This window comes from Micromonospora sp. WMMC241 (assembly GCF_027460165.1).
Taxonomy (GTDB): Bacteria; Actinomycetota; Actinomycetes; order Mycobacteriales; family Micromonosporaceae; genus Micromonospora; species Micromonospora humi.
Window position 1 is genome coordinate 904,340 of sequence record NZ_JAPZBF010000001.1, and the last position, 20,171, is coordinate 924,510.

Consider the following 20,171-nt stretch of genomic DNA (forward strand, 5'->3'; position numbering starts at 1 on the left):
CCCCGCCCGGTGACGCAGGGTCACCGGCCGGGGCCCGGTCGGGTCGTGACTCAGGAGATGTCGCGCCGCCGGATGGTCAGCACGCCGATCACGCCGGTCACCACCGCGTAGCCGATCAGCACTGCGGCACCCGCCCAGCGCGGCGGGTTGCCGGGAATCTCGGCGCCGCTCACCATCAGCGTGGAGGCCAGCGACGGGACGAGCAGTTGCAGCTCGTTGATCCAGTCGCCGAACCGCTGCGCCAGCAGGCTGATGGCGATGGCCGCGCCGATGGTGCCGCCCAGGTAGAGCAGGATGCCGGTCACGGTCGCGCCGATCTGGCTGCGGATCAGGACGCCGAGCCCGACGCCCAGCACCGACCAGAGCAGGTAGGCCAGCCCGTTCAGGGCCACCGCGCGCCACACCGCCCCGCTGTCGAGCTGCGTGCCGACGTCCGTGGCGTTCAGGATCAGCGGCGCGAAGATCAGGTTGAGCACCGTGGTGACGATCCAGAAGAGCAGCGCCAGCACGCCCGCCGCGACCAGCTTGGCCAGCATCACCGCGGTGCGGTGCGGCGCGGTGAGGAACGTGGTGGTCACCGTCTGGTGGAAGAATTCGCTGGTCACCACCACGATGCCGAGCAGCATCACGATGAGCAGGCCGAAGAACTGGCCGTTGGTGTAGAGGTTGGCGGCGATGCTGTCGGCGCTCGAGACCGCCTGGATCTGGTCGGCCTGGTCGGCCGGCACGTCGCCGACGTTCCCGCTGGCCAGGGCGTCGGTCTGCAGCCAGTTGAAGCCCAGCGCGAGCGCCCACAGCGGCAGGCTGATCAGCCCGAAGATCCACCAGGTGCTGGTGGTACGGATCTTGAGCAGTTCGGATCGGACCAGCGTCATCGGATCTCCGCCTTTCCGGCCGTCAGCTCCAGGAAGACCCCTTCGAGGTCGGGACGTTCGGTGGTCAGCTCGTGCAGCTCGACCTTCGCGGCCAGCGCGACGCGGCCCACGGCCGGCGCGTCCACGCCGCTGACCAGCAGCGCGCCGTGCGAGTCGGCGTCCACCGTGGCGGACTGCTCGCGCAGCGCCGCGGCCAGCTCGTCCGCCTGCGGGGTACGCACCCGTACCCGGGCGCCGTGCGTCATCGAGCCCATCACCTGCTCGACCGGCCCCTGCCGGACCAGCTTGCCGGCCGCGATGATCACCACGTCGTCGGCGAGCAGCTGCATCTCGGAGAGCAGGTGGCTGGAGACCAGCACCGTCCGGCCCTCGGCGGCCAGCCCCTTGAGGAAGCCACGCATCCAGCGGATGCCCTCGGGGTCGAGGCCGTTGGCCGGCTCGTCCAGGATCAGCACCTGCGGGTTGCCGAGCATCGCGGCGGCGATCCCGAGTCGCTGCTTCATGCCCAGCGAGTAGCCCTTGAACTTGCGCTTCGCCGCCGGGGAGAGCCCGACCAGGGCGAGCGCCTCGTCCGCCCGCTCCTTCGGCAGCCCGGCCGCCGCGCAGATCACCCGCAGGTGGTTGATCCCGGTGCGGCCCTTGTGCGCGCTGGACGCCTCCAGGACCGCGCCCACCGTGCGCAGCGGGTCGGCCAGGTCGGCGTACCGGTGGCCGCCGATGGTGGCCGTGCCCGCGGTCGGCGTGACCAGGTTGAGCAACATGCGCAGCGTGGTCGTCTTACCGGCGCCGTTCGGGCCGAGGAAGCCGGTGACCCGGCCCGGCTCGACCGTGAACGACAGATTGTCGACCGCGCGGACGTTCTTGTACTGCTTGGTCAAGCCGGACACGATGATCTGGCCGGTCGCGGCACTGGGGCGTGACTGCCCGTCGGACATCATTCTCCTCTCCTGCCCCGGCGCACTGGACGCACGCCGGTGGGACGCCGTTGCGGGGGCGCCCCGCACAGCCTTCCAACCCGCCGCAAGGGGGTCAATCAGGCGGGATGTGTACGCGCCGTCCTCCTCAGGGAGGAGATCACCCGGCGGGCAGCGCGACCCAGGTGGCACGGGCCCGGCCCAGCAACGTGCCGTCCGGACCGTACAGGCTGGTGTGCACCTCGGCCTTTCGTCCCTCGCGGCCCACCGCGCGGCCGGTCACCACGCACGCGTCGCCGGGCCGCGGCAGCGCCGTGACCTGCGCGGCGATCCGACCCAGCACGTACGGGCGGCCCGCGGAGAGCACCGCCCACCCGCCGGGGCAGTCCAGCGCCGCCCAGACCGTCGCCGGCACCACCTCGGCCGGGGCGCGGAACGGCGCCGCGGTCCGCCCGTCCGGCAGCCGGCCGGGAAAGATCCGCAGGCCGTCCGGGTGGTCCGGGCCGCAGACGAAGCAGCCGGGGAACGGGTGGTCCACCAGCCCGGGGTACGCCCGCGCGGCGTCCTCGGCGGTGGCCGGGTCCACCGGCGGCACCACCGCGTCGACCGGCTCGACCCGGCGTACCTCGGCCACCAGCCGGCCCTGCGGGTCGCGCACCTCGCCGTCGGCGGCGGTCAGCAGGGTGTCCAACGGCGGCGGCCGGCGCAACGTGACCTCCACCGGCCCCCGGTCGTCGAGCAGCGCGGCGAAGATCCCGGCGCTCCAGCCGCCGTTGCCGGAGCCGTCCGGTCCGTGGAAGCGGGCCTCGACCAGCACGTGCACCTCCGGGTCACCTCTGCCGGCGCCGTCGCCGGTGGTCGCCCGGCAGCCTCGCACATCCGCCGTCCCCGGTGCGCACGCCGCCGCCGACGGGCGTTCACCGGATCGACACCCCTCACCCCGGGTGCGGCAACCCGGGGCCCTTACACAGGACCCATGGCCGTTCTGCACGCCGCTGGCACACCCATCACGACCAGCGGTTACACCCTGCTGATCGCCGACGACCCGACAGTGGTCGCGGCCGCGCAACGCCTGCGCCACGAGGTCTTCGCCGGCGAACTCGGCGCCACCCTGCCACCGGGGGTCGCCGGGCTCGACACCGACGGGTTCGACGCGTACTGCGACCACCTGGTGGTGCTCCACGAGGGCACCGGCGAGGTGGTCGGCACCTACCGGCTGCTGCCGCCCGGCCGCACAGCCCGGCGGTACGCCGACGGCGAGTTCGACCTGGGCCCGCTGGCCCCGCTCCGCGACGACCTGGTCGAGGCCGGCCGCTCCTGCGTGCACCCGGACCACCGCACCGGCGCGGTGATCAACCTGATGTGGGCCGGCATCTGCCGCTACCTGCACCTGCGCGGGTCACGCTGGCTCGGCGGCTGCGCCTCGGTGCCGGTCGCCGACGGCGGTGTCGCCGCCGCCGAGGTGTGGGCACAGGTCACCGATCGGCACCTCGCCCCGCCGCCGCTGCGGGTGACCCCGCGCCGGCCCTGGTTCACCGAGGCGCCGAGCGCCGCCGTCGGAGCCACGCTCACCCCGGCCGAACGCCGGGCGCTCGTCCCGCCGCTGCTCCGCGGCTACCTGCGGCTGGGGGCCTGGGTCGCCGGCGAGCCGGCGTACGACCCGGACTTCGGCTGCGCCGACTTCTACGTGCTGTTCTCGCTGGACCGGATGAACCCGCGCCACCTGCGGCACTTCCTCGGCGAGGTGGCGCCGTGACGCTGCTCGTGGAGAACGCTCACCCGGGCCGGGCCGGCGTCGCCGCTCTCCCGGTCGGGGGCCGCCCGCCCGGCGACGGGCTGTGGCGGCCCGCCTCCGGCTGCGGGCCGTGCTGCCTGCCCCCGCCGGCCGCGCCGGACGTGTCCGCCCCGCGTCGGATCGGACGGCTGCTCGGCGTACTCGGAATGCTCGTGGTCGGGGCCGGTCTGGCCGCGCTGCTGCCGGTGCTGCCGGCGGCCGACCGGCAGGCCGCGCTGCGCGGGTGGGCCCGGGGGACGCTCCGCGCCCTCGGCGTGCGGCTGGTGGTCCGGGGCCGGCCGCCGCGCCGCCGCGCGCTGCTGGTCGCCAACCACGTCTCCTGGCTGGACGTCCTCGCGGTGCTCGCGGTGTCGCCGGCCCGGATGCTGGCCAAGCGGGAGGTCCGGAGTTGGCCGGTGGTGGGCGCGTTGGCCACGGCGGGCGGCACCGTCTTCGTGGACCGGTCCCGCCCGCGCGACCTGCCGGCCACGGTCGCCCGGGTGGCCGACACACTGCGCGCCGGGCATCCGGTGGCGGTGTTTCCGGAGGGCACCACCTGGTGCGGTGCGGCGATCGGCTGCCGCCCCGGCCGTGGCTTCCGCCCGGCGATGTTCGAGGCGGCGGTGATGGCCGGCGCGCCGGTGGTGCCGCTGACCGTCGCCTACCGGTATGCCGGCGATCCGAGCACCCTGCCCGCCTTCCTCGGCGCGGAGACGCTCTGGGCGTCGCTCCGCCGGGTGCTGGCCGCCCGGGACCTGACCGTGGCGGTGACCGTGGCCGCCGCCCTGCACCCGGCCGACGGGGCGGACCGCCGGCTGCTGGCCCGCGCCGCCGAGGCCGCGATCCACCGGGCGCCGCCCTCGCCTGGGACGCTGCGCTCGGCCGCATTGCTGCCCGGGCCCGCCGCCGGTGCCGGGTTCGGGTTCGGGACGGCGCGGGAGGACCGGCCGACCGGGACCGGGCTCGATCTGGCTGCCTGACGCACCGCTCGCGCCGGGGCACGTGGGGACGCGTCGGCGTGGCGCGCCAGTAAAGAGAGCAGACCCGACAGCGGTATACCTCGCAGTCATAATTATGCCTCTGAGGTATACCGCATCACGGTGCCCATGCGTTCCAGGACTGTCGCGCAGCGTAGTCAGGTCCGAAACGCGATACAGTCTTGTTCAATCGCGATGTATCGCGTTACGCTCCTCCTGCTGTTCGACGTGTCGCGGTGACACGTCGGCGAGGGGAGGACGACATGGCCAGCTGGACGGTCGACGGCCCGAAGCGGATCACGCTGGACGAGCCGGTCACCCGGTTGGACGTCCGGCTGGTCAGCGGGCGGCTCAACGTGGTCGGCACGGACGGCCCGGCCCGGGTCGACGTCACCCGGGTCAGCCGCCGGCCACTCGTTGTCGAGTTGCGCGACGGGCGGCTGAGCGTCCGGCACGAGCGGTTCCCCCGCTGGCCGGGCGTGCTGTGGTGGCTCGGTCAGCTCCGTCGCCGGTTCCGCGCCGAGGTGTCGGTCGCCGTGCCGGCCCAGGCGCTGGCCGACCTGCACCTGGTGGACGGCGCGCTGGTCGCCTCCGGGCTGCGCCGCGACACCCGGGTCGACGTCACCTCCGGCCAGGTCACCCTGATGGGGCTGCGCGGCCGCACCACCGCCAAGGTCGTCTCCGGCCCGGTGGAGGCGCTCGGCATCGGCGGCGACCTCGACCTGGAGACCGTCTCCGGCGAGCTGATCCTGGCCGACAGCGCGCCCGAGCGGGTCCGCGCCCACGCGGTCTCCGGCTCGATCACCTGCGACCTGGACAACCCGCGGGGCAGCGAGATCAAGCTCAGCGCCATCTCCGGCAGCATCACCGTCCGGGTCCGCGAGGACAGCGACCTCAGCGTGCACCTGCACACCACCTCCGGGCGGATCACCAGCGGCTTCCCGCAGATCTGCGGCGGCCAGCACGGCTTCGGCGCGGTCAAGGACAGCCACGGGGTGCTCGGCGGAGGCGCGGGTAAGCTCTGGGCGTCCGCGACGTCCGGCAGCATCGCGCTGCTGGCCCGCCCGGTCACGGACGCCGACGACCCGGAGGACCTGCCGTGACCGCCGTGTTCAGCCACGGGCGGCTCCGGCTCTACCTGCTCAAGCTCCTCGACGACGGGCCCAAGCACGGCTACGAGTTGATCCGCCTGCTGGAGGAGCGCTTCCTCGGGCTCTACGCCCCCAGCGCCGGCACCATCTATCCCCGCCTGCAACGGCTGGAGGTGGAGGAGCTGGTCAGCCACACCGCGGCGGGTGGGCGCAAGGTCTACGCGATCACCGAGGCCGGGCGCGCCGAGCTGCGCCAGCGCGCCGGCGAGCTGGCCACCCTGGAGGCCGACATCAGCGCCTCCGTAGAGGATCTCTCTGCGCTGGCCGGCGAGATCCGCACCGAGGTACGCGGCTCCACGCGCGACCTGAAACGGGAGCTGCGCGAGGCGACCCGGCAGACCCGGCAGGGGCGCTGGACGACGCCACCGCCGACGGTGCGGGCCGGCGGCAACGGCGGCGGCACCCGTCCCGGCGAGTCACCGCTGCTCGCCGAGTTCGATCAGCGGCTGGCCGCGTTCACCGTCGAGGTCGGCGCGCTGGTGCGGGCCGGGCGGCTCAGCGACAACCAGCTCCGCACCGCGATCCGGCTGCTCGACGGCGCGCTCGACGGGCTGCGGCGACTGCTCCGCTGATCTCACAGGTTGTTTCCAGCTTCCGCCCAGCGCGACCGCAGCCGGAGCGCGGATGATGGGTGCCATGGCGGCTACCCAGACCGAGGCCCGACTGCTCGTGGTCGAGGACGACCCCAACATCCTCGAACTGCTCTCCGCGAGCCTGCGCTTCGCGGGCTTCGACGTGGCCACCGCGACCAGCGGCAGCGCGGCGCTGCACGCCGCCAAGGACCACCGGCCCGACCTGGTCGTGCTCGACGTGATGCTGCCCGACCTCGACGGCTTCGAGGTCATCCGGATGCTCCGCGAGGGCGGCACGCGTACCCCGGTGGTGTTCCTGACCGCACGGGACGCCACCGACGACAAGATCCGGGGGCTCACGCTGGGCGGCGACGACTACGTCACCAAGCCGTTCAGCCTCGAGGAGCTGACCGCCCGGATCCGGGCCGTGCTGCGGCGCACCGCGACCGGCGAGCAGGCCCCGTCCCGGCTCACGTTCGCCGACCTGGAGCTGGACGAGGAGACCCACGAGGTGCACCGGGCCGGCCAGCGGGTGCAGCTCTCGCCGACCGAGTTCAAGCTGCTGCGCTACCTGATGCTCAACGCCAACCGGGTGCTCAGCAAGGCGCAGATCCTCGACCACGTGTGGAACTACGACTTCCGCGGTGACGACAACATCGTCGAGTCCTACATCTCCTACCTGCGGCGCAAGGTCGACAACACCCAGCCCCGGCTCATCCACACCCTGCGCGGGGTCGGGTACGTGCTGCGCAAGCCGGCGGCGTGAACGTCCTCCACGACGCGAAGGGCTGGGTACGCGGGATCCCGCTGCGGCTCAAACTGGTCACCGCCGTGCTGGCGCTGGTGGCCGGCGCCCTGCTCGTGATCAGCGTCTCCACCGCGTACTTCCTGCACAACTATCTGGTGGACCGGATCGACGGCGAGCTGGACGACCAGCTCGACCGGGGGGTGAGCATCAGCGGGGCGACCAACAGCAGGTTCCCCACCGACTATCTCGTGGCCCAGTGGAGCCGCAACGACCAGTCCGGCTTCTCCGCCGCCGACCAGCGCCTGAGCCCCAGGGACCTGCCGCCCAGGCTGAACGACCAGAGCTGGTACGACGAGCACGCCAACGGCGAGGCGTTCACCGAGAGCGGGGCCGACAAACGGGTCCGCTGGCGGCTGATGGTTCGGCAGGACAGCCAGGACTCCTACCGGGTGATCGGGCAGAACCTCACCGAGGTCGACCTCTCGGTGCGGCAACTGCTCTGGATCGACCTGCTGGCCGGTGGCGCGGTGCTGATCATCCTGGCGTCGGTCGGTGCGGGCATCGTGCGTACCAGCCTCAAGCCGCTCGTGGAGATCGAGCGGACCGCGGCGGCCATCGCCGGCGGCGACCTGACCCGGCGGGTGCCCGACCCGGAGGACGGGCGGCCGTGCCCCACCTCCGAGCTGGGCCGGCTCTCCCGGGCCCTGAACGCCATGCTGGCGCAGATCGAGGCCGCGTTCACCGCGCGGGCCGCCTCCGAGGCGGCGGCGCGCAGCGCCGAGGTGGGCGCCCGGGACGCCGCCGCGTACGCGCAGGCGTCCGAGGCGCGGGCCCGCCGGTCCGAGGAGCGGATGCGCCAGTTCATCGCGGACGCCTCGCACGAGCTGCGGACGCCGCTGACCACGATCCGCGGCTTCGCCGAGCTGTACCGCCAGGGCGCGGCGCGGGCACCGGAGCAGACCGCCGACCTGCTGCGCCGTATCGAGGACGAGGCGTCCCGGATGGGGCTGCTGGTCGAGGACCTGCTGCTGCTCGCGCGGATGGACCGGGAGCGGCCGATCGCGCTGGCCCCGGTGGAGCTGCCGGTGCTGGCGTCGGACGCGGTGGAGGCGGCCCGGGTGGTCGACCCGGAGCGGCGGATCGAGCTGGAGCGGGAACCGGGCGCGGGCCCGCTGGTGGTGCTCGGTGACGACGCCCGGCTGCGGCAGGTGATCGGCAACCTGATGACCAACGCGCTCACCCACACCCCGTCGGACGCCACGGTGACCCTGCGGCTGCGGGCGGAGCCGGGGAACCTCGCCGTGGTGGAGGTGGCGGACACCGGCCCCGGTCTCACGCCGGAGCAGGCGGAACGCGTCTTCGAGCGGTTCTACCGGGTGGACGCCGCCCGGACCCGCAAGGCCGGCGGCCCCACCAGCACCGGCCTCGGCCTGGCCATCGTCGCCGCGCTGGTGGCGGCGCACCACGGCACGGTGGAGGCGGTGGAGACGCCGGGTGGCGGGGCGACGTTCCGGGTGAAGCTGCCGCTGCTGCCCGAGGCGCCCGAGCCGGGCGAGTGACTTACAGAAAACATTCAGGCGGATTCCAGGCTGGTGACAGTGCGACGGGGAAAGCTGTAGGCATGACCGACCACGAGACCGAGCCGCAGCGGTCGCCGGCACCCGCCGACGCCGAGCCGTCGCACCACACCGCCGAGCTGCCCCGCGTCCAGAGCGGGACATCGGACTCCACCCCGGCCGCCGCGTCGGTTCCGGCCGACTCCCCGGCCGCCGGAACCACCGCGCACGCCGACAGCCCGTACGCGCCCGCGTCCGGCGCGCCGGCCGGCTCCTACGGCCCGCCGGCCGCGACCCCGGCCAGCCCGTACGCCCCGCAGTACCCGGTCTCCGGGCAGCCGCAGCAGCCGTACCCCTGGTACGGGGGACAGCAGCACGGCGGCTGGGCCCAGCAGGGCGGCACCGGCCACCCGTCGGCGCAGCCGGCCGGCGGACCGGTGCCGACCTACCAGGCGCAGCCCGGGCACCAGCCGTATCAGCAGCAGCACCAGCACCAGGCCGGCCAGCCGGTCCCGGCGTGGGGCCAGCCGCAGCCGGCCCGGCCGAGCCGGGCCGGCAAGTTCATCGGCGCGGGCGCGCTCGCGCTGGCCCTGATGTTCGGCTCGGGCGTGGCCGGTGGCGCGCTGGCGCTCGCCCTCGACGGCGACGGAGGCGGGATCACCCGCTCCTACTCCGCCGCTCCGGTGATCAACAGCGCCGACCTGCCCAGGATCGCGGCCTCCGTCCAGAACAGCATCGTCACGATCATGACGGGCAGCGGTGAGGGCTCCGGGGTGATCCTCAGCGCCGACGGGTTCGTGCTGACCAACAACCACGTGGTCGCCTCCGCCGGCGGCGACACGGTGAAGGTGGTCTTCGCCGACGGCAAGACCGCCACGGCGAAGATCGTCGGGACCGACCCGAAGACCGACCTCGCGGTGGTCCAGGCCAGCGGCGTGAGCGGCCTGCAGGCGGCGAAGTTCGGCGACAGCGACGGCATGCAGGTCGGCGACCAGGTGCTGGCGCTGGGCAGCCCGCTCGGCCTGCAGGGGTCGGTGACCGCCGGCATCCTCAGCGCCCGCGACCGCACCATCTCCGCCGGTGAGGGCGGCCAGCAGCAGAGCCCGCAGGGCGCCAGCTCGATCTCCGGCCTGCTCCAGACCGACGCCCCGATCAACCCGGGCAACTCCGGCGGCGCGCTGGTCAACACCCGGGGTGAGGTGATCGGCATCAACACCGCGATCGCCACCGCCGGGCAGGGCAGCAACGGCAACATCGGTGTCGGCTTCGCCATCCCGAGCAACAAGGCCAAGGACGTGGCCGAGAAGCTCCAGCGCGGCGAGAAGATCAGCCACCCGTCGCTCGGGGTCAGCGTGAACGCCGCCGAGGACGGGGGCGCGCTGGTCGCCGCGGTCACCCCGGGCAGCGCCGCCGAGAAGGCCGGGCTCCAGCGGGGCGACGTGATCACCAAGTTCGGTGACAAGGCGGTCAACGACTCCAACGACCTGGTCGGCGCCGTGCAGGCCGGCAAGGTCGGTGACCGGGTCGAGGTCCAGTTCAAGCGAAACGGATCCGACGAGAAGGCAACCGTGACGCTCGCCGAGACGTCATAGTCCACAAGACCTGCCTCCCTCCCGGGGCGGTGGGCGACGGAGCCAAGGGGGTTGGCTCCGGCGCCCGCCGCCCCTCTTCGTGTCACCGGTCCGCCGTTTACCGCGTGCCGGCTCGGGAACCCGTCGCCGATCGGGTACGCCGGGGGACCAGAGGGGAGGGACTCGTGGCCGTGAACCAGCCGCCGCCGGAACGGGCGCGGGCCGGGCCCCTCCGGATCGCGATGGTGGTGCCGCCGTGGCTGTCCGTGCCGCCACCCGGATACGGCGGACTGGAGACCCTGGTGGCCGGGCTGGTCGACGCGCTGATCGACCGTGGGCACGCGGTGACGCTGTTCGGGGCCGGCACCGAGCACGGCACCGCCGCCGAGTTCGTCTCCACCTGCGCCGAGCTGCAGTACGACCGGCTGGGCGAGTCGCTGCCCGAACTGGCCCACCTGGCGCACGTCGACCGGCTGGTCGACCCGGCGCACTTCGACCTGGTGCACGACCACAGCACCATCGGCCCGCTGGTCGCCGGCCGGCGCCGCGTCCCCACCGTGGCCACGGTGCACGGGAACCCGGTCGGCGAGTACGGCACCGTGCTGAGCAACACCGACCGGGGGGTCGGCCTGATCGCGATCTCGCACGCCCAGCGCCGGGCCAACCCCGGCCTGCCCTGGGTCGGCACGGTCCACAACGCGATGCCGCTACGGGACTTCCCGCGCAAGCGGGCGCCGGGGCGCGGGCCGGTGCTCTGGCTTGCCCGGTTCAGCCCGGACAAGGGCCCCGACCTGGCCATCCAAGCCTGCCGGGCGGCCGGGTTGCCGCTCACCCTGGCGGGCAAGTGCAACGAGCCGGCCGAACGCCGCTATCTCGACGAGGTGGTCGAGCCGATGCTGGACGACGACGTCAGCCTGGTGGTGAACGCGGACCGCGAGGCCGTGCTGCGGCTGCTGCTCGACGCCCGCTGCCTGGTCATGCCGATCCAGTGGGCCGAGCCGTTCGGCATGGTGATGGTGGAGGCCATGGCGACCGGGACGCCGGTGGTGGCGTTGCGCCGCGGTGCGGTGCCGGAACTGGTCCGCCCCGGGATCACCGGGCTGGTCTGCGACCGCGCCGAGGAGTTGCCGGCCGCGCTGCGCGCGGTGGCCGACCTGGATCCGGCGGACTGCGTCGCGCATGTGGCGCAGAACTTCTCGGTGGAGCGGATGGCCGCCGACTACGAGGCGGTCTACCGGGGCTTCCTGGCCGGGCGGGCGACGGCGGAGGGTTCCCGGGCGGTCGCCCCGCTCGTCGCCGGTTGACCGCCGCTCAGGTGCGTCCGGCCACCAGTGCCGCCGCGGCGGCGTCGAGCTGCCGCGCGTACCCGGGGGTGATGCTGCCCTCGCGCCGACGCTCGACGATCTTGCCGCGGAGCCGTTCCACGGCGGTGGTCACCGCACCCTCGTCGCTCGCGGCCACCGCGTTGCGCAGCAGGTTGCGCAGGTCCACCCCGACGTCCTCGCGGATCTGACCGTCCGCCAGCCCGGCCTCGATCAGCCCGTCCACCCGCTCGGCCGGGTCGGCCGCGTCGACCGCCGGTGGTGTCGGGGCGGCGGTGCTCGGCGCGCCGCTCGGCTCGACCGGCGCGGTGGCGGTCGGGTCCTCGCTCGCCGGCGGCGCGTCGGTGGGCGCCTCCACCGGCCCGGCGGTCGGCAGCACCCGCGGGTCGGCCGTCCGGTCCGGGACCAGCGTCGGCGCCAGCAGCGCGGCGGCGGCGACCAGTACCACGCCGGCGCCCGCCAGCAGCAGGGTCCGCCGCCGCTTCGGCGCGGCCGTCGCCGGCGGGGTCGGCGGCCCGGGCGGCGTGGACGCCGGCGGCACCGGCCGGGTGGGCGCGGACGTCAGCGCGGGCAGCGTCATCGTCGGCGCCAGCATGGTGGTGGCCTGCGGGTCGGCGGGCAGCAGCTGGTCACGCAGCACGGCCGCCACCCGGTGCGCGGTGGGCCGCTGCCGCGGGTCACGGGCCAGGCAGCGCAGGCAGATGTCCGCGACCGGCCGGGGCAGCCCGGGTACGCCGTCGAGCGTGGGCGGCGCGCTCTCCGCCAGCGCGGCGCTGAGCTGCTCCCAGGTGTCCGCCGGATAGGGCGGTTGGCCGGTCAGCGTCTCGAAGAGCAGCACGCCCAGCGAGTAGACGTCGGTGGCCGGCTGGGCCGGCGCGCCGTCCAGCCGCTCCGGCGCCACGTACGCCGGGGTGCCGAACGTGCCGCCGTCCTCGTCCTCGTCCGGCGCGCCGACCCGGGTGGCGATGCCGAAGTCGAGCACCTTCGCCCCGACGCCGGTCATCATCACGTTGGCCGGGGTGACGTCCCGGTGCACGATGCCGAGCCGGTGCGCCGCGGCCAGCGCCTCGGCCACCTGCGCGCCCGTCTCCACCGCCGCCGCCCAGGGCAGCGGGCCCTCGGTCAGCCGGTGCTCCAGCTCCTCGCCGCTGAGCAGCTCCATCACCACGAACGAGGTGATCGAGCCGTCCGGGGCCACCGTCTCGCCGTAGTCGTGCACGGCGGTGACGTGCGGGTGGTCGAGCTGGGCGGCCGAGCGGGCCTCCTCGCGCACCATGTCGCGGAACCGGGCGTCGGCGGCGAGCGAGGGGGCGAGGACCTTCACCGCCACCACCCGGTCGAGGACCTCGTCGCGGGCCCGCCAGATCACCGACATGCCACCGGCGCCGATCCGGTCGATGAGCCGGTACCGCCGGGCCAGCAGACGGCCGGCCTGGAGTGTCGCCATCACCTCGCACCTGCCCTGGGCTCGGGAGCGCTACCAGGTTGCGGGAATGTGTCCTGCCTGTCAACGGGGGTCGATCCGCGGTGGCGCTGCGCGCCGCCGCGATGGCACGGCGTGACCGGGCCCCCGGTCCGGTGGCACGGACGGGCCCGACCGCGGGTCGCGTGCCAGGATGAACGGCATGGCAGGCGGTCCGGTGGCGTTCGTGCTCGGCGGCGGGGGAGTGCTGGGCGCGGTCGAGGTGGGAATGCTGCGTGCCCTGTTCCGCGCCCGGATCCACCCCGACCTGGTGCTCGGCACGTCGATCGGCGCGGTCAACGGCGCCCTGGTCGCCGCGGACCCGACCGAGGCGGTCACCGACCGGCTGGTCCGGCTCTGGGCCTCCCCGGAGGCGAGCGAGGTCTACGGCGACTCGGTCGCCCGGCAACTGCGCCGGTTCGCCGCCCGCACCCACCTGCACTCGCCGCGCCCGCTGCGCCGGCTGCTGGAGAGCGAGCTGGGCGAGGCGACCACGTTCGCCGACCTGGCCGTGCCGTTCCGCTGCTGCGCCGCGAACATCGAGCGCGCCGCCGAGCACTGGTTCACCGCCGGGCCGGTGGTGCCGGCGGTGCTCGCCTCCGCCTCGGTGCCCGGGCTGCTGCCGCCCGCCCAGATCGCCGGCCAGCACTACATCGACGGCGGGGTGGTCAACTCGATCCCGGTCGGCGAGGCGGTGGCGGCCGGGGCGACGCGGATCTTCGTACTCCAGGTGGGCCGGATCGAACGTGAGCTGAGCCCGCCGCGCCGGCCCTGGGAGATCGCCCAGGTCGCGTTCGAGATCGCCCGGCGGCACCGGTTCGCCCGGGAGATGGCGGCGCTGCCCGAGGGCGTCGAGGTGCACGTGCTGCCGACCGGCGGGCTCGACCCGCGCGACGACAGCCCCTGGGCCTACCGGGACATGGCGGCTGTGGGGCGGCGGATCAGCCGGGCGTACACCGCCTCCCGCCGCTACCTGGACACCGCGCTGGACCGCTGATGCCGCTGCTACCCCGCTGGGTCCGCCGGCTGCTGCTCGCGCCGGGCGTCGTGCTGCTCGCCGTCGCCGTGGTGATCACGCTGCCGGGCTGGGCGCTGCTGGCGCTGGCCGCGTCGCCGCTGGTGCCGGGGCGGCTGCGCCCGCTGCGGCTGCTCTGGATCGGCGCCGTCTACCTGGTCTGGGACGCCGCCGCCCTGCTCACCCTCTTCCTGCTCTGGCTGGCCTCCGGGTTCGGTCGCCACAAGCGGTCGCCGGCCTTCCAGCGGGCCCACTACGTGGTTGCCGGCCGCTTCCTGCGGGTGCTGTTCTGGCAGGCCCGGTGGACGCTGCGGCTGAGCATCGACGTGGTCGGCACCGACCCGGACACCGCGCTGCCCGGCCGGCCCGAGCTGGTGCTCTGCCGGCACGCCGGGCCGGGTGACTCGTTCATCCTGATCCACGCGCTGGTGAACTGGTTCCACCGGGAGCCCCGGATCGTGCTCAAGGAGAGCCTCCAGTGGGACCCGGCCATCGACGTGCTGCTCAACCGGCTGCCCAACCGGTTCATCGCGCCGGGCGCGGACGGCCGGGACTCGGCGGTGCGGCAGATCGAGCACCTGGCCACCGGCCTCGACGACGACGACGCCTTCGTGATCTTCCCGGAGGGCGGCAACTTCACCCCGTCGCGCCGGCTGCGCGCGATCGCCCGGCTGCGCGCGCTCGGTCTGGAGCGGATGGCGTTGCGCGCCGAGCGGATGCAGCACGTGCTGGCGCCGCAGCCGGGTGGGCTGCTCGCCGCGCTCGACGCCGCGCCGGACGCCGGGGTGATCTTCGTGGCGCACACCGGCCTGGACCAGATGCTCACCGTCGCGGACGTGTGGCGTGAGCTGCCGATGGACAAGCGCATCGTGATGCGGTTCTGGTCGGTGCCGCCGGAGGAGATCCCGGCCGGCAAGCAGGAGCGCATCGACTGGCTGTTCGACTGGTGGGCCCGGATCGACAGGTGGGTCGCCGCGAACCGGGACGGCACGGCCGACGACTGAGCGGCTTTCGCGCCCGGTTCGGGCGTGGCGGCCCCGCCTCCGCGTAGGGTGCGCTGGTGGAGCAGATCTGCGTGGTGACGACGGTGGTGGACGCCCGCCGGGTGGCGGACGTGCTGGCGGCCGCGGCCGTCGCCGGCCGGCTGGCGGCGTGCGCCCAGGTCGGCGGGCCGTTGGACAGCACCTACTGGTGGCAGTCGGCGATCCAGACCACCGCCGAATGGTGGGTCCGGTTCAAGACCACGCCGGACCGGGTGGACGCGCTCGTCGACCAGCTCCGCGCCAACCATCCGTACGAGGTGCCGGAGATCCTGGTCAGCCGGGAGGACAGCGGCAACCCCGACTACACGGCCTGGGTGCGCGAGCACACCCGAGCCTAGGTACGCCTACTCTGTCCGCCCACCGCGCCGTCGGTGAGGCTGGCGGGGTGGAGAACACCGGCTACCCCTGTCCCGGGTGCGGCGCACCGGCCGACCTCGTCGTCGGCTGCCGCGCGTGCGGTCGCCCGCCCTACCCGCCTGCCGCCGAGGTGGTGCGGCTGGACCGGGAGATCGCCGCGTTGACCCCGCGGGTGGACGCGGCCCGGGTCGCGTACCAGGAGCTGGCAAACCGGCTGTCCACGGTCCGGCAGCGGCGGGCGGCGCTGGCCGCCCGGATCCGGTCGGAGATCCCCGCCCCGCGCCCGACCGCCACGCCGGTGCCGGTGCGGCCGGCGCCGCCCGCTCCCGTCCCGGTGCGCCCCGGCGGCGCGGAGACCTCCACCCGGGCGGTGCAGGGCCTGCTCTTCGTCCTCGGTGGACTGCTGCTCGGCACCGCCGCGGTGGTCTTCACCGCCGTCGCCTGGGCGGCGTTCGGGGTGGCCGGCCGGGCGCTGATCCTGCTGGCCGTCACCGTCCTGGCGCTCGCCGCGCCGCTGGCGGCCCGGGCGCGCGGCCTGCGCGGCACCGCCGAGACGATCGCCGCGGTGGGGCTGCTGCTGGTGCTCCTGGACGGTTACGCGGCCTGGTCGGTGGACCTGTTCGGGGTGGCCGGCTGGCCGGGCAGCCGGTACGCCGCGCTGGTCGCGGTCGGGACCGCGGCGGTGGCGGCCGGGTACGCGCGGCTCAGCCGGCTCACCGCGCCGTGGTTCGCGGCGTGGTTGGCCGCGCAGCCGGTGCTGCCGCTGGCGGCGGCGGGCGCCCGGCCGACGGCGGCCGGTTGGGCGCTGGTCCTGACCGCGCTGGCGCTGGGTGACCTCGTGGTGGTGGTGGTCGTCCTGCGCCGGGTCGCCGGTGCCGCGTCGCGAGGGGGCGACGCGGCGCCGGCCGGTCCGGTGGTGCGGGCCGGGGTGGTGCTCGGCTGGTCGGGACACGGTGCGGCGCTGGCCCTGGCGGCCGGTTGCGCGCTGGTGCCGCTGGCCGTGGGCCGCGCCGCCGGCACCGCGCTGCTGGCCGGTGGCCCGCTCGTGGTGGTGGCGCTGGCCCTGGTCGCGGGCGCGTTCGCGGCCGGCGGTCGGGTGCTGCGCGCGGAGGTCACCGGGTTGCTGGTGCCGGTGCTGGCCGCCGCGCTGGTGCGACCGGTGGCCGCCGAACGTCCCGGGCTGCTGCTGATCGCGGCCGGGCTGGTGGTGGCCGCGCTGGCCGGCGCGGTCCGGGCTCTGCCGGCCCGGGTGCGTACCGGGCCCCGGCTGGGCGCGTTCACCGTGGCGGCCGGCCTGGGGGCGGTCGCCGTGATGCTGACCGGCCTGGTCGCCGCCGCCACCGTGAGCGCCTCGTTCCCGGCCTGGCAGGGTGGCCGGGCGGTGCCGACCCCGTCCTGGGGCTGGCAGTTGCCGCCGGCGCTGCTGCTCGCCGCCGGTGCGGTGGCGCTGCTGGCGCCCCGGGCCACCCGGCCGTTGGTCGGTGTGCTGGCGGCCGGCCTGACCGTTCTCGCCGCGCCGGCCGTGGTGGCCGTGCCCTGGCCGGTGGTGCTGGTCGCCGACCTCGCGGTGGCCGCCGCGTTGCTGCTGGTCGCCGTGCTCCGGCCGCGCCGGGGCCCGGTCACGGTGGTGGTCGCCGCGTCGACCGCCGCGCTGCTGGGCGGGCACGCGTTGCTGGTGGGCTGCGCCGCTCCGGCCGGGGTCGGGGCCGTGCTCGCGGTGACCGTCGGGCTCGGCGTGACGGCAGCAGCGTTGGGTCGGCGCGGGTCCGGGGCGCAGCCGGCGGTCGCCGGCGTCGCGCTGGCCGTGGCGCTGCTCGCCGGGCCGGCGGGTGTGGCGGTCGCCTTGTTCGGCCTGGGCGCGCCGCCGTGGTGGCAGCTTCGGGGCGGGGCCGCCGCCGTCGTGCTGCCGGTGGTCGCCGTCCTCGCGGTCCGCCGCCGGTGGCCCGACCTGAGCGGGTACGCCTCGGCGGGGCTCGCGGTGGCGCTCGCCGGGGTCGGTGTCGGGCCGCTGGTCGTGCCCGGCGGGGAGCCGGTGGGGCTCTACGCCGTGGCGGGAGCGCTGCTGGCGCTCGCGGCCGGTGGCGGGGCCCGCCCGCCGCTCGCCCCTCGGGTGATCGGCGTCGCGCTGGCCGGACTGGCGTTGCTGGCCGCCGTCCCGGCCGCGCTGGCGGTGTTGGGGGGCCTGCCGGTGCGGCCCTGGTCGGGCGCGCCCACGGTCGCGGCGGTCCCGGCGGGTACCGGCCGCGCCGGGCTGGTGCTGCTGCTCCTGGGGGTGGTCGCGGCGGCGTACGCCCGGTCGGCGGCGATGCGTCCCCGGGGCGTTCTGGATCCGGCCGGTGCCACGGCGGACGCGGCCCGGGCGGGTGCCAACGTTCCGGTGGTCGCCCGGGGCTTCGGCTGGGGGCTGCCGGCGCTGGCGGGGCTGCCGTTCGGCGCGGTGGCGCTGCCGGTGCTGCTCGCGGCGGCCGGCGCACCCTGGCCGGTGGTGCCGGCGGTGGCGTTCGGGACCGGACTCGCCGCGCTGCTGACCGCCGCGCTCGTCGGCGTGCGCCCGATGCTGCCCGCTGGGGCGCGTCCGGAGGCGGGCGATCACGCGGTCGCGCCGCTCGGCGTGCGTCCGGCCGGGGCGCCGGCTGCGCGCGCGGCGGTGCTGCTGCCGCTGGGGGCGGTGCTCGGCGGGTTCGGGTTCGCCGGGCTGCTCGCCACCCGCGCCGGGACGCTTGTCGGACTGGGTGCACTGGTGGTGGCCGGCGTCGTGGTGGGGGCGGCGGGCCGGCCGGCCACGGTACGGCTCGCCGGCTGGCTGGGCGCGGTGTCGTCGGCCACCGGTTTCGCGGTCACCGCGCCACTGGCCGGCGGGCTGCCGCTGCGTACCGCCGGGTTCGCGGTCCTGGCGGTCGCGGCGGTGACGCTGCACGCGGTGCCGGCGCTGCGGACCACCCCTCGGTCCGTCGACCTTGGACTTGTGGTGGTTCACGAAAGGCGCGGATCCGACCACGTGGGCGCCACAACTCCTAGATCGACGAGGCGGGTGTCGGCGGCTGCACTGGAGGCGGTGGCGCAGGGGGTGGCGGTGCTGGCGCTGCTTCTCACGGGTGGGGCGTTGCGGTATGCGGCGGCGGTCTGTGCGCTGTGGGGGGTGGCCGTGGGGTTGCGGGTTCTGCGGCGGGGGGAGACGCCGGGCGTGCGTATCGGTCTGGTGGCGGTCGCGGCGGGCAGCGAGCTGCTCGGCGGTTGGCTGCTGCTGGCCGCCGGTCAGGTGGCGGTGCTGGAGGCCTACACGGTGCCGGCGGCGCTGCTCGCCCTCGGCGCCGGCCTGCTGGCGCTGCGGCACCGGCCGGGGCTGACCAGCTGGCTGGCGCTCGGCCCAGGGCTGGGTGCGGCGCTGCTGCCCAGCCTGGTCTCGGTGCTGGCCGCGCCGGACCCGCAACCGCTGCGACGGCTGGCGCTCGGCGCGGTGGCGGTCGGCGCCGTGTTCGGCGGGGCGGTCCGGCGCTGGCAGGCGCCGGTCGTGCTGGGCGCGGCGACGCTGGTGCCGTTGGCGTTGCACGAGCTGGCCCGGGGATGGGACCTGCTGCCCCGGTGGATCTTCCTTGCGCTGGGCGGGCTGCTGCTGATCGGCCTGGCGGCCACGTACGAGCGGCGCCGGCGTGACCTGGCCCGGCTGCGTGCGGCCGTCACCCGGCTGGGCTGATCAGGTCAGGAGCGCGGGGCGTCGGGGCGGCGGGTCAGCACCCGCGGGCCGGCGTCGGTGACCGCGACCGTGTGCTCGGAGTGGGCGGTGCGGGAGCCGTCGGCGGAGCGGATGGTCCAGCCGTCGTCGTCGACCCGGATCTTGTCGGTGCTGCGGCACAGCCAGGGCTCGATGGCGATGGTGAGGCCGGGCGACAGTTTCATGCCCCGCCGCGGGCGACCGCTGTTGGCGACGTGCGGGGCCTCGTGCATGGTGCGGCCGATGCCGTGGCCGCCGAACTCGCCGTTGACGCGGTAGCCGTAGGAGTGGGCGACCTCGCCGATCGCTGCGGAGACGTCGCCGAGGCGCCCGCCGGGCTGGGCGGCGGCGATGCCGGCCTCCAGCGCCACCTCGGTGGCCTCGATCAGCTTCAGGTCGGCCGGGTCGGGGGCGCCGACGACGAAGGAGAGCGCCGAGTCGGCGGCCCAGCCGTCGATGGTGACCGCCATGTCGATGCTGAGCAGGTCGCCGTCGCGCAGCACGTAGTCGTGCGGCAGTCCGTGCAGCACCGCGTCGTTGACCGACAGGCACAGCACGTTGCGGAACGGGCCGCGGCCGAACGAGGGGGAGTAGTCCCAGTAGCAGGATTCGGCGCCGCGTTCGGCGATCCGGCGGCGGGCGTGGTGCTCGATGTCCATCAGGTTGACGCCGACCGCGGCGACGCCGCTCAGCTCGGCGAGCAGTTCGCCGACGAACTGGCCGGTCACCGCCATCCGGTCGATCTCGTTGGTGGACTTGAGCTCAATCACGGTATTTTTATACCACGTCCGGTCGGGGCGCTCCCGGAGGGATATCCTGCTGCCATGGTTCGCCAGCCACTGACGCCCGAGCAGATCGCCGCCGGCCGGCGCCTCGGCGCCGCGCTGCGGTCCGCGCGGGCCGACCGCAGTCTCGTCGAGGTGGCGCTGGCGGCCGGCATCTCCCCGGAGACGCTGCGCAAGATCGAGGCGGGTCGCCTGCCCGCGCCCGCGTTCGGCACCGTGGTCGGCCTCAGCCGGGCCCTCGGCGTCCCCCTCGCCGACCTGGCCGACGTCTGGACCGCCGACCTGCCCGCCCGCCAGGCGTCCTGACCGCAGGGTAGGGCCAGCACCACCTCCGACC

The 20,171-nt window shown here is 75.3% G+C and carries 18 protein-coding genes; 13 read left to right on the forward strand and 5 right to left on the reverse strand.

Features of this window, described 5'->3' with window-relative positions:
• Nucleotides 1-50: 50 nt before the first annotated feature.
• From O7598_RS04410 to O7598_RS04420, 3 genes are all read right to left on the reverse strand, one after another.
• Nucleotides 51-875 carry an ABC transporter permease subunit gene (locus O7598_RS04410; RefSeq protein ID WP_269690129.1) on the reverse strand — a complete coding sequence of 275 codons (825 nt, stop codon included), beginning with the start codon at nucleotides 873-875 and terminating at the stop codon, nucleotides 51-53.
• Entirely contained in the window at nucleotides 872-1,810 is a 939-nt protein-coding gene (locus tag O7598_RS04415) for an ABC transporter ATP-binding protein (protein ID WP_269694735.1), read from the reverse strand. Before O7598_RS04415 ends, O7598_RS04410 begins: the two co-directional genes overlap by 4 nt.
• Nucleotides 1,811-1,949: 139 nt before the next feature.
• Nucleotides 1,950-2,606 (reverse strand): PaaI family thioesterase, encoded by a 657-nt coding sequence (locus tag O7598_RS04420; RefSeq protein ID WP_269694736.1) that lies wholly within the window; start codon nucleotides 2,604-2,606, stop codon nucleotides 1,950-1,952.
• A 159-nt stretch (nucleotides 2,607-2,765) separates the two neighbouring features.
• Here O7598_RS04420 and O7598_RS04425 point away from each other — a divergent pair, with 159 nt between their 5' ends.
• The 8 genes from O7598_RS04425 (at nucleotide 2,766) to O7598_RS04460 (ending at nucleotide 11,442) form a co-directional block, all read left to right on the forward strand.
• The gene (locus O7598_RS04425) at nucleotides 2,766-3,545 is read left to right on the forward strand and encodes a GNAT family N-acetyltransferase (RefSeq protein WP_269690130.1); all 780 of its coding nucleotides are present in this window, start codon (nucleotides 2,766-2,768) and stop codon (nucleotides 3,543-3,545) included.
• 80 nt (nucleotides 3,546-3,625) lie between these two features.
• Nucleotides 3,626-4,543 (forward strand): lysophospholipid acyltransferase family protein, encoded by a 918-nt coding sequence (locus tag O7598_RS04430; protein WP_269694738.1) that lies wholly within the window; start codon nucleotides 3,626-3,628, stop codon nucleotides 4,541-4,543.
• A gap of 260 nt (nucleotides 4,544-4,803) precedes the next feature.
• Nucleotides 4,804-5,643 (forward strand): DUF4097 family beta strand repeat-containing protein, encoded by an 840-nt coding sequence (locus tag O7598_RS04435; RefSeq protein WP_269690131.1) that lies wholly within the window; start codon nucleotides 4,804-4,806, stop codon nucleotides 5,641-5,643.
• Entirely contained in the window at nucleotides 5,640-6,263 is a 624-nt protein-coding gene (locus O7598_RS04440) for a PadR family transcriptional regulator (protein ID WP_269690132.1), read from the forward strand. The genes O7598_RS04435 and O7598_RS04440 overlap by 4 nt, the downstream gene beginning before the upstream one ends.
• A 64-nt stretch (nucleotides 6,264-6,327) precedes the next feature.
• Complete coding sequence (locus O7598_RS04445) at nucleotides 6,328-7,029, forward strand: response regulator transcription factor (protein WP_091068807.1); 702 nt, start codon at nucleotides 6,328-6,330, stop codon at nucleotides 7,027-7,029.
• Nucleotides 7,026-8,570 (forward strand): sensor histidine kinase, encoded by a 1,545-nt coding sequence (locus O7598_RS04450; protein WP_269690133.1) that lies wholly within the window; start codon nucleotides 7,026-7,028, stop codon nucleotides 8,568-8,570. Before O7598_RS04445 ends, O7598_RS04450 begins: the two co-directional genes overlap by 4 nt.
• 62 nt (nucleotides 8,571-8,632) lie before the next feature.
• Nucleotides 8,633-10,159 carry a S1C family serine protease gene (locus O7598_RS04455; RefSeq protein ID WP_269690134.1) on the forward strand — a complete coding sequence of 509 codons (1,527 nt, stop codon included), beginning with the start codon at nucleotides 8,633-8,635 and terminating at the stop codon, nucleotides 10,157-10,159.
• 164 nt (nucleotides 10,160-10,323) lie between these two features.
• Nucleotides 10,324-11,442 (forward strand): glycosyltransferase family 4 protein, encoded by a 1,119-nt coding sequence (locus O7598_RS04460; RefSeq protein WP_442929797.1) that lies wholly within the window; start codon nucleotides 10,324-10,326, stop codon nucleotides 11,440-11,442.
• Nucleotides 11,443-11,449: 7 nt separating this feature from the next.
• Here O7598_RS04460 and O7598_RS04465 read toward each other — a convergent pair whose 3' ends face one another.
• A complete protein-coding gene (locus O7598_RS04465; protein ID WP_269690135.1) occupies nucleotides 11,450-12,907 on the reverse strand; it encodes a serine/threonine-protein kinase in 1,458 nt (485 codons plus the stop codon).
• A gap of 178 nt (nucleotides 12,908-13,085) precedes the next feature.
• Here O7598_RS04465 and O7598_RS04470 point away from each other — a divergent pair, with 178 nt between their 5' ends.
• The 4 genes from O7598_RS04470 to O7598_RS04485 are packed head-to-tail and all read left to right on the forward strand — an operon-like array spanning nucleotide 13,086 to nucleotide 19,031.
• The gene (locus tag O7598_RS04470; RefSeq protein ID WP_269690136.1) at nucleotides 13,086-13,919 is read left to right on the forward strand and encodes a patatin-like phospholipase family protein; all 834 of its coding nucleotides are present in this window, start codon (nucleotides 13,086-13,088) and stop codon (nucleotides 13,917-13,919) included.
• Entirely contained in the window at nucleotides 13,919-14,941 is a 1,023-nt protein-coding gene (locus O7598_RS04475; RefSeq protein ID WP_269690137.1) for a 1-acyl-sn-glycerol-3-phosphate acyltransferase, read from the forward strand. Before O7598_RS04470 ends, O7598_RS04475 begins: the two co-directional genes overlap by 1 nt.
• A gap of 56 nt (nucleotides 14,942-14,997) precedes the next feature.
• Nucleotides 14,998-15,318: a divalent-cation tolerance protein CutA gene (gene cutA / locus O7598_RS04480; protein WP_269690138.1), complete on the forward strand. Its 321-nt coding sequence runs from the start codon at nucleotides 14,998-15,000 to the stop codon at nucleotides 15,316-15,318.
• A 47-nt stretch (nucleotides 15,319-15,365) separates the two neighbouring features.
• Nucleotides 15,366-19,031 carry an SCO7613 C-terminal domain-containing membrane protein gene (locus O7598_RS04485; protein ID WP_269690139.1) on the forward strand — a complete coding sequence of 1,222 codons (3,666 nt, stop codon included), beginning with the start codon at nucleotides 15,366-15,368 and terminating at the stop codon, nucleotides 19,029-19,031.
• A 5-nt stretch (nucleotides 19,032-19,036) separates the two neighbouring features.
• Here O7598_RS04485 and map read toward each other — a convergent pair whose 3' ends face one another.
• The gene (gene map, locus O7598_RS04490; protein ID WP_269690140.1) at nucleotides 19,037-19,819 is read right to left on the reverse strand and encodes a type I methionyl aminopeptidase; all 783 of its coding nucleotides are present in this window, start codon (nucleotides 19,817-19,819) and stop codon (nucleotides 19,037-19,039) included.
• A 54-nt stretch (nucleotides 19,820-19,873) separates the two neighbouring features.
• On the opposite strand from map, the gene O7598_RS04495 reads away from it, so the two are divergent.
• Complete coding sequence (locus O7598_RS04495) at nucleotides 19,874-20,140, forward strand: helix-turn-helix domain-containing protein (RefSeq protein WP_269690141.1); 267 nt, start codon at nucleotides 19,874-19,876, stop codon at nucleotides 20,138-20,140.
• Nucleotides 20,141-20,171: the final 31 nt, after the last annotated feature.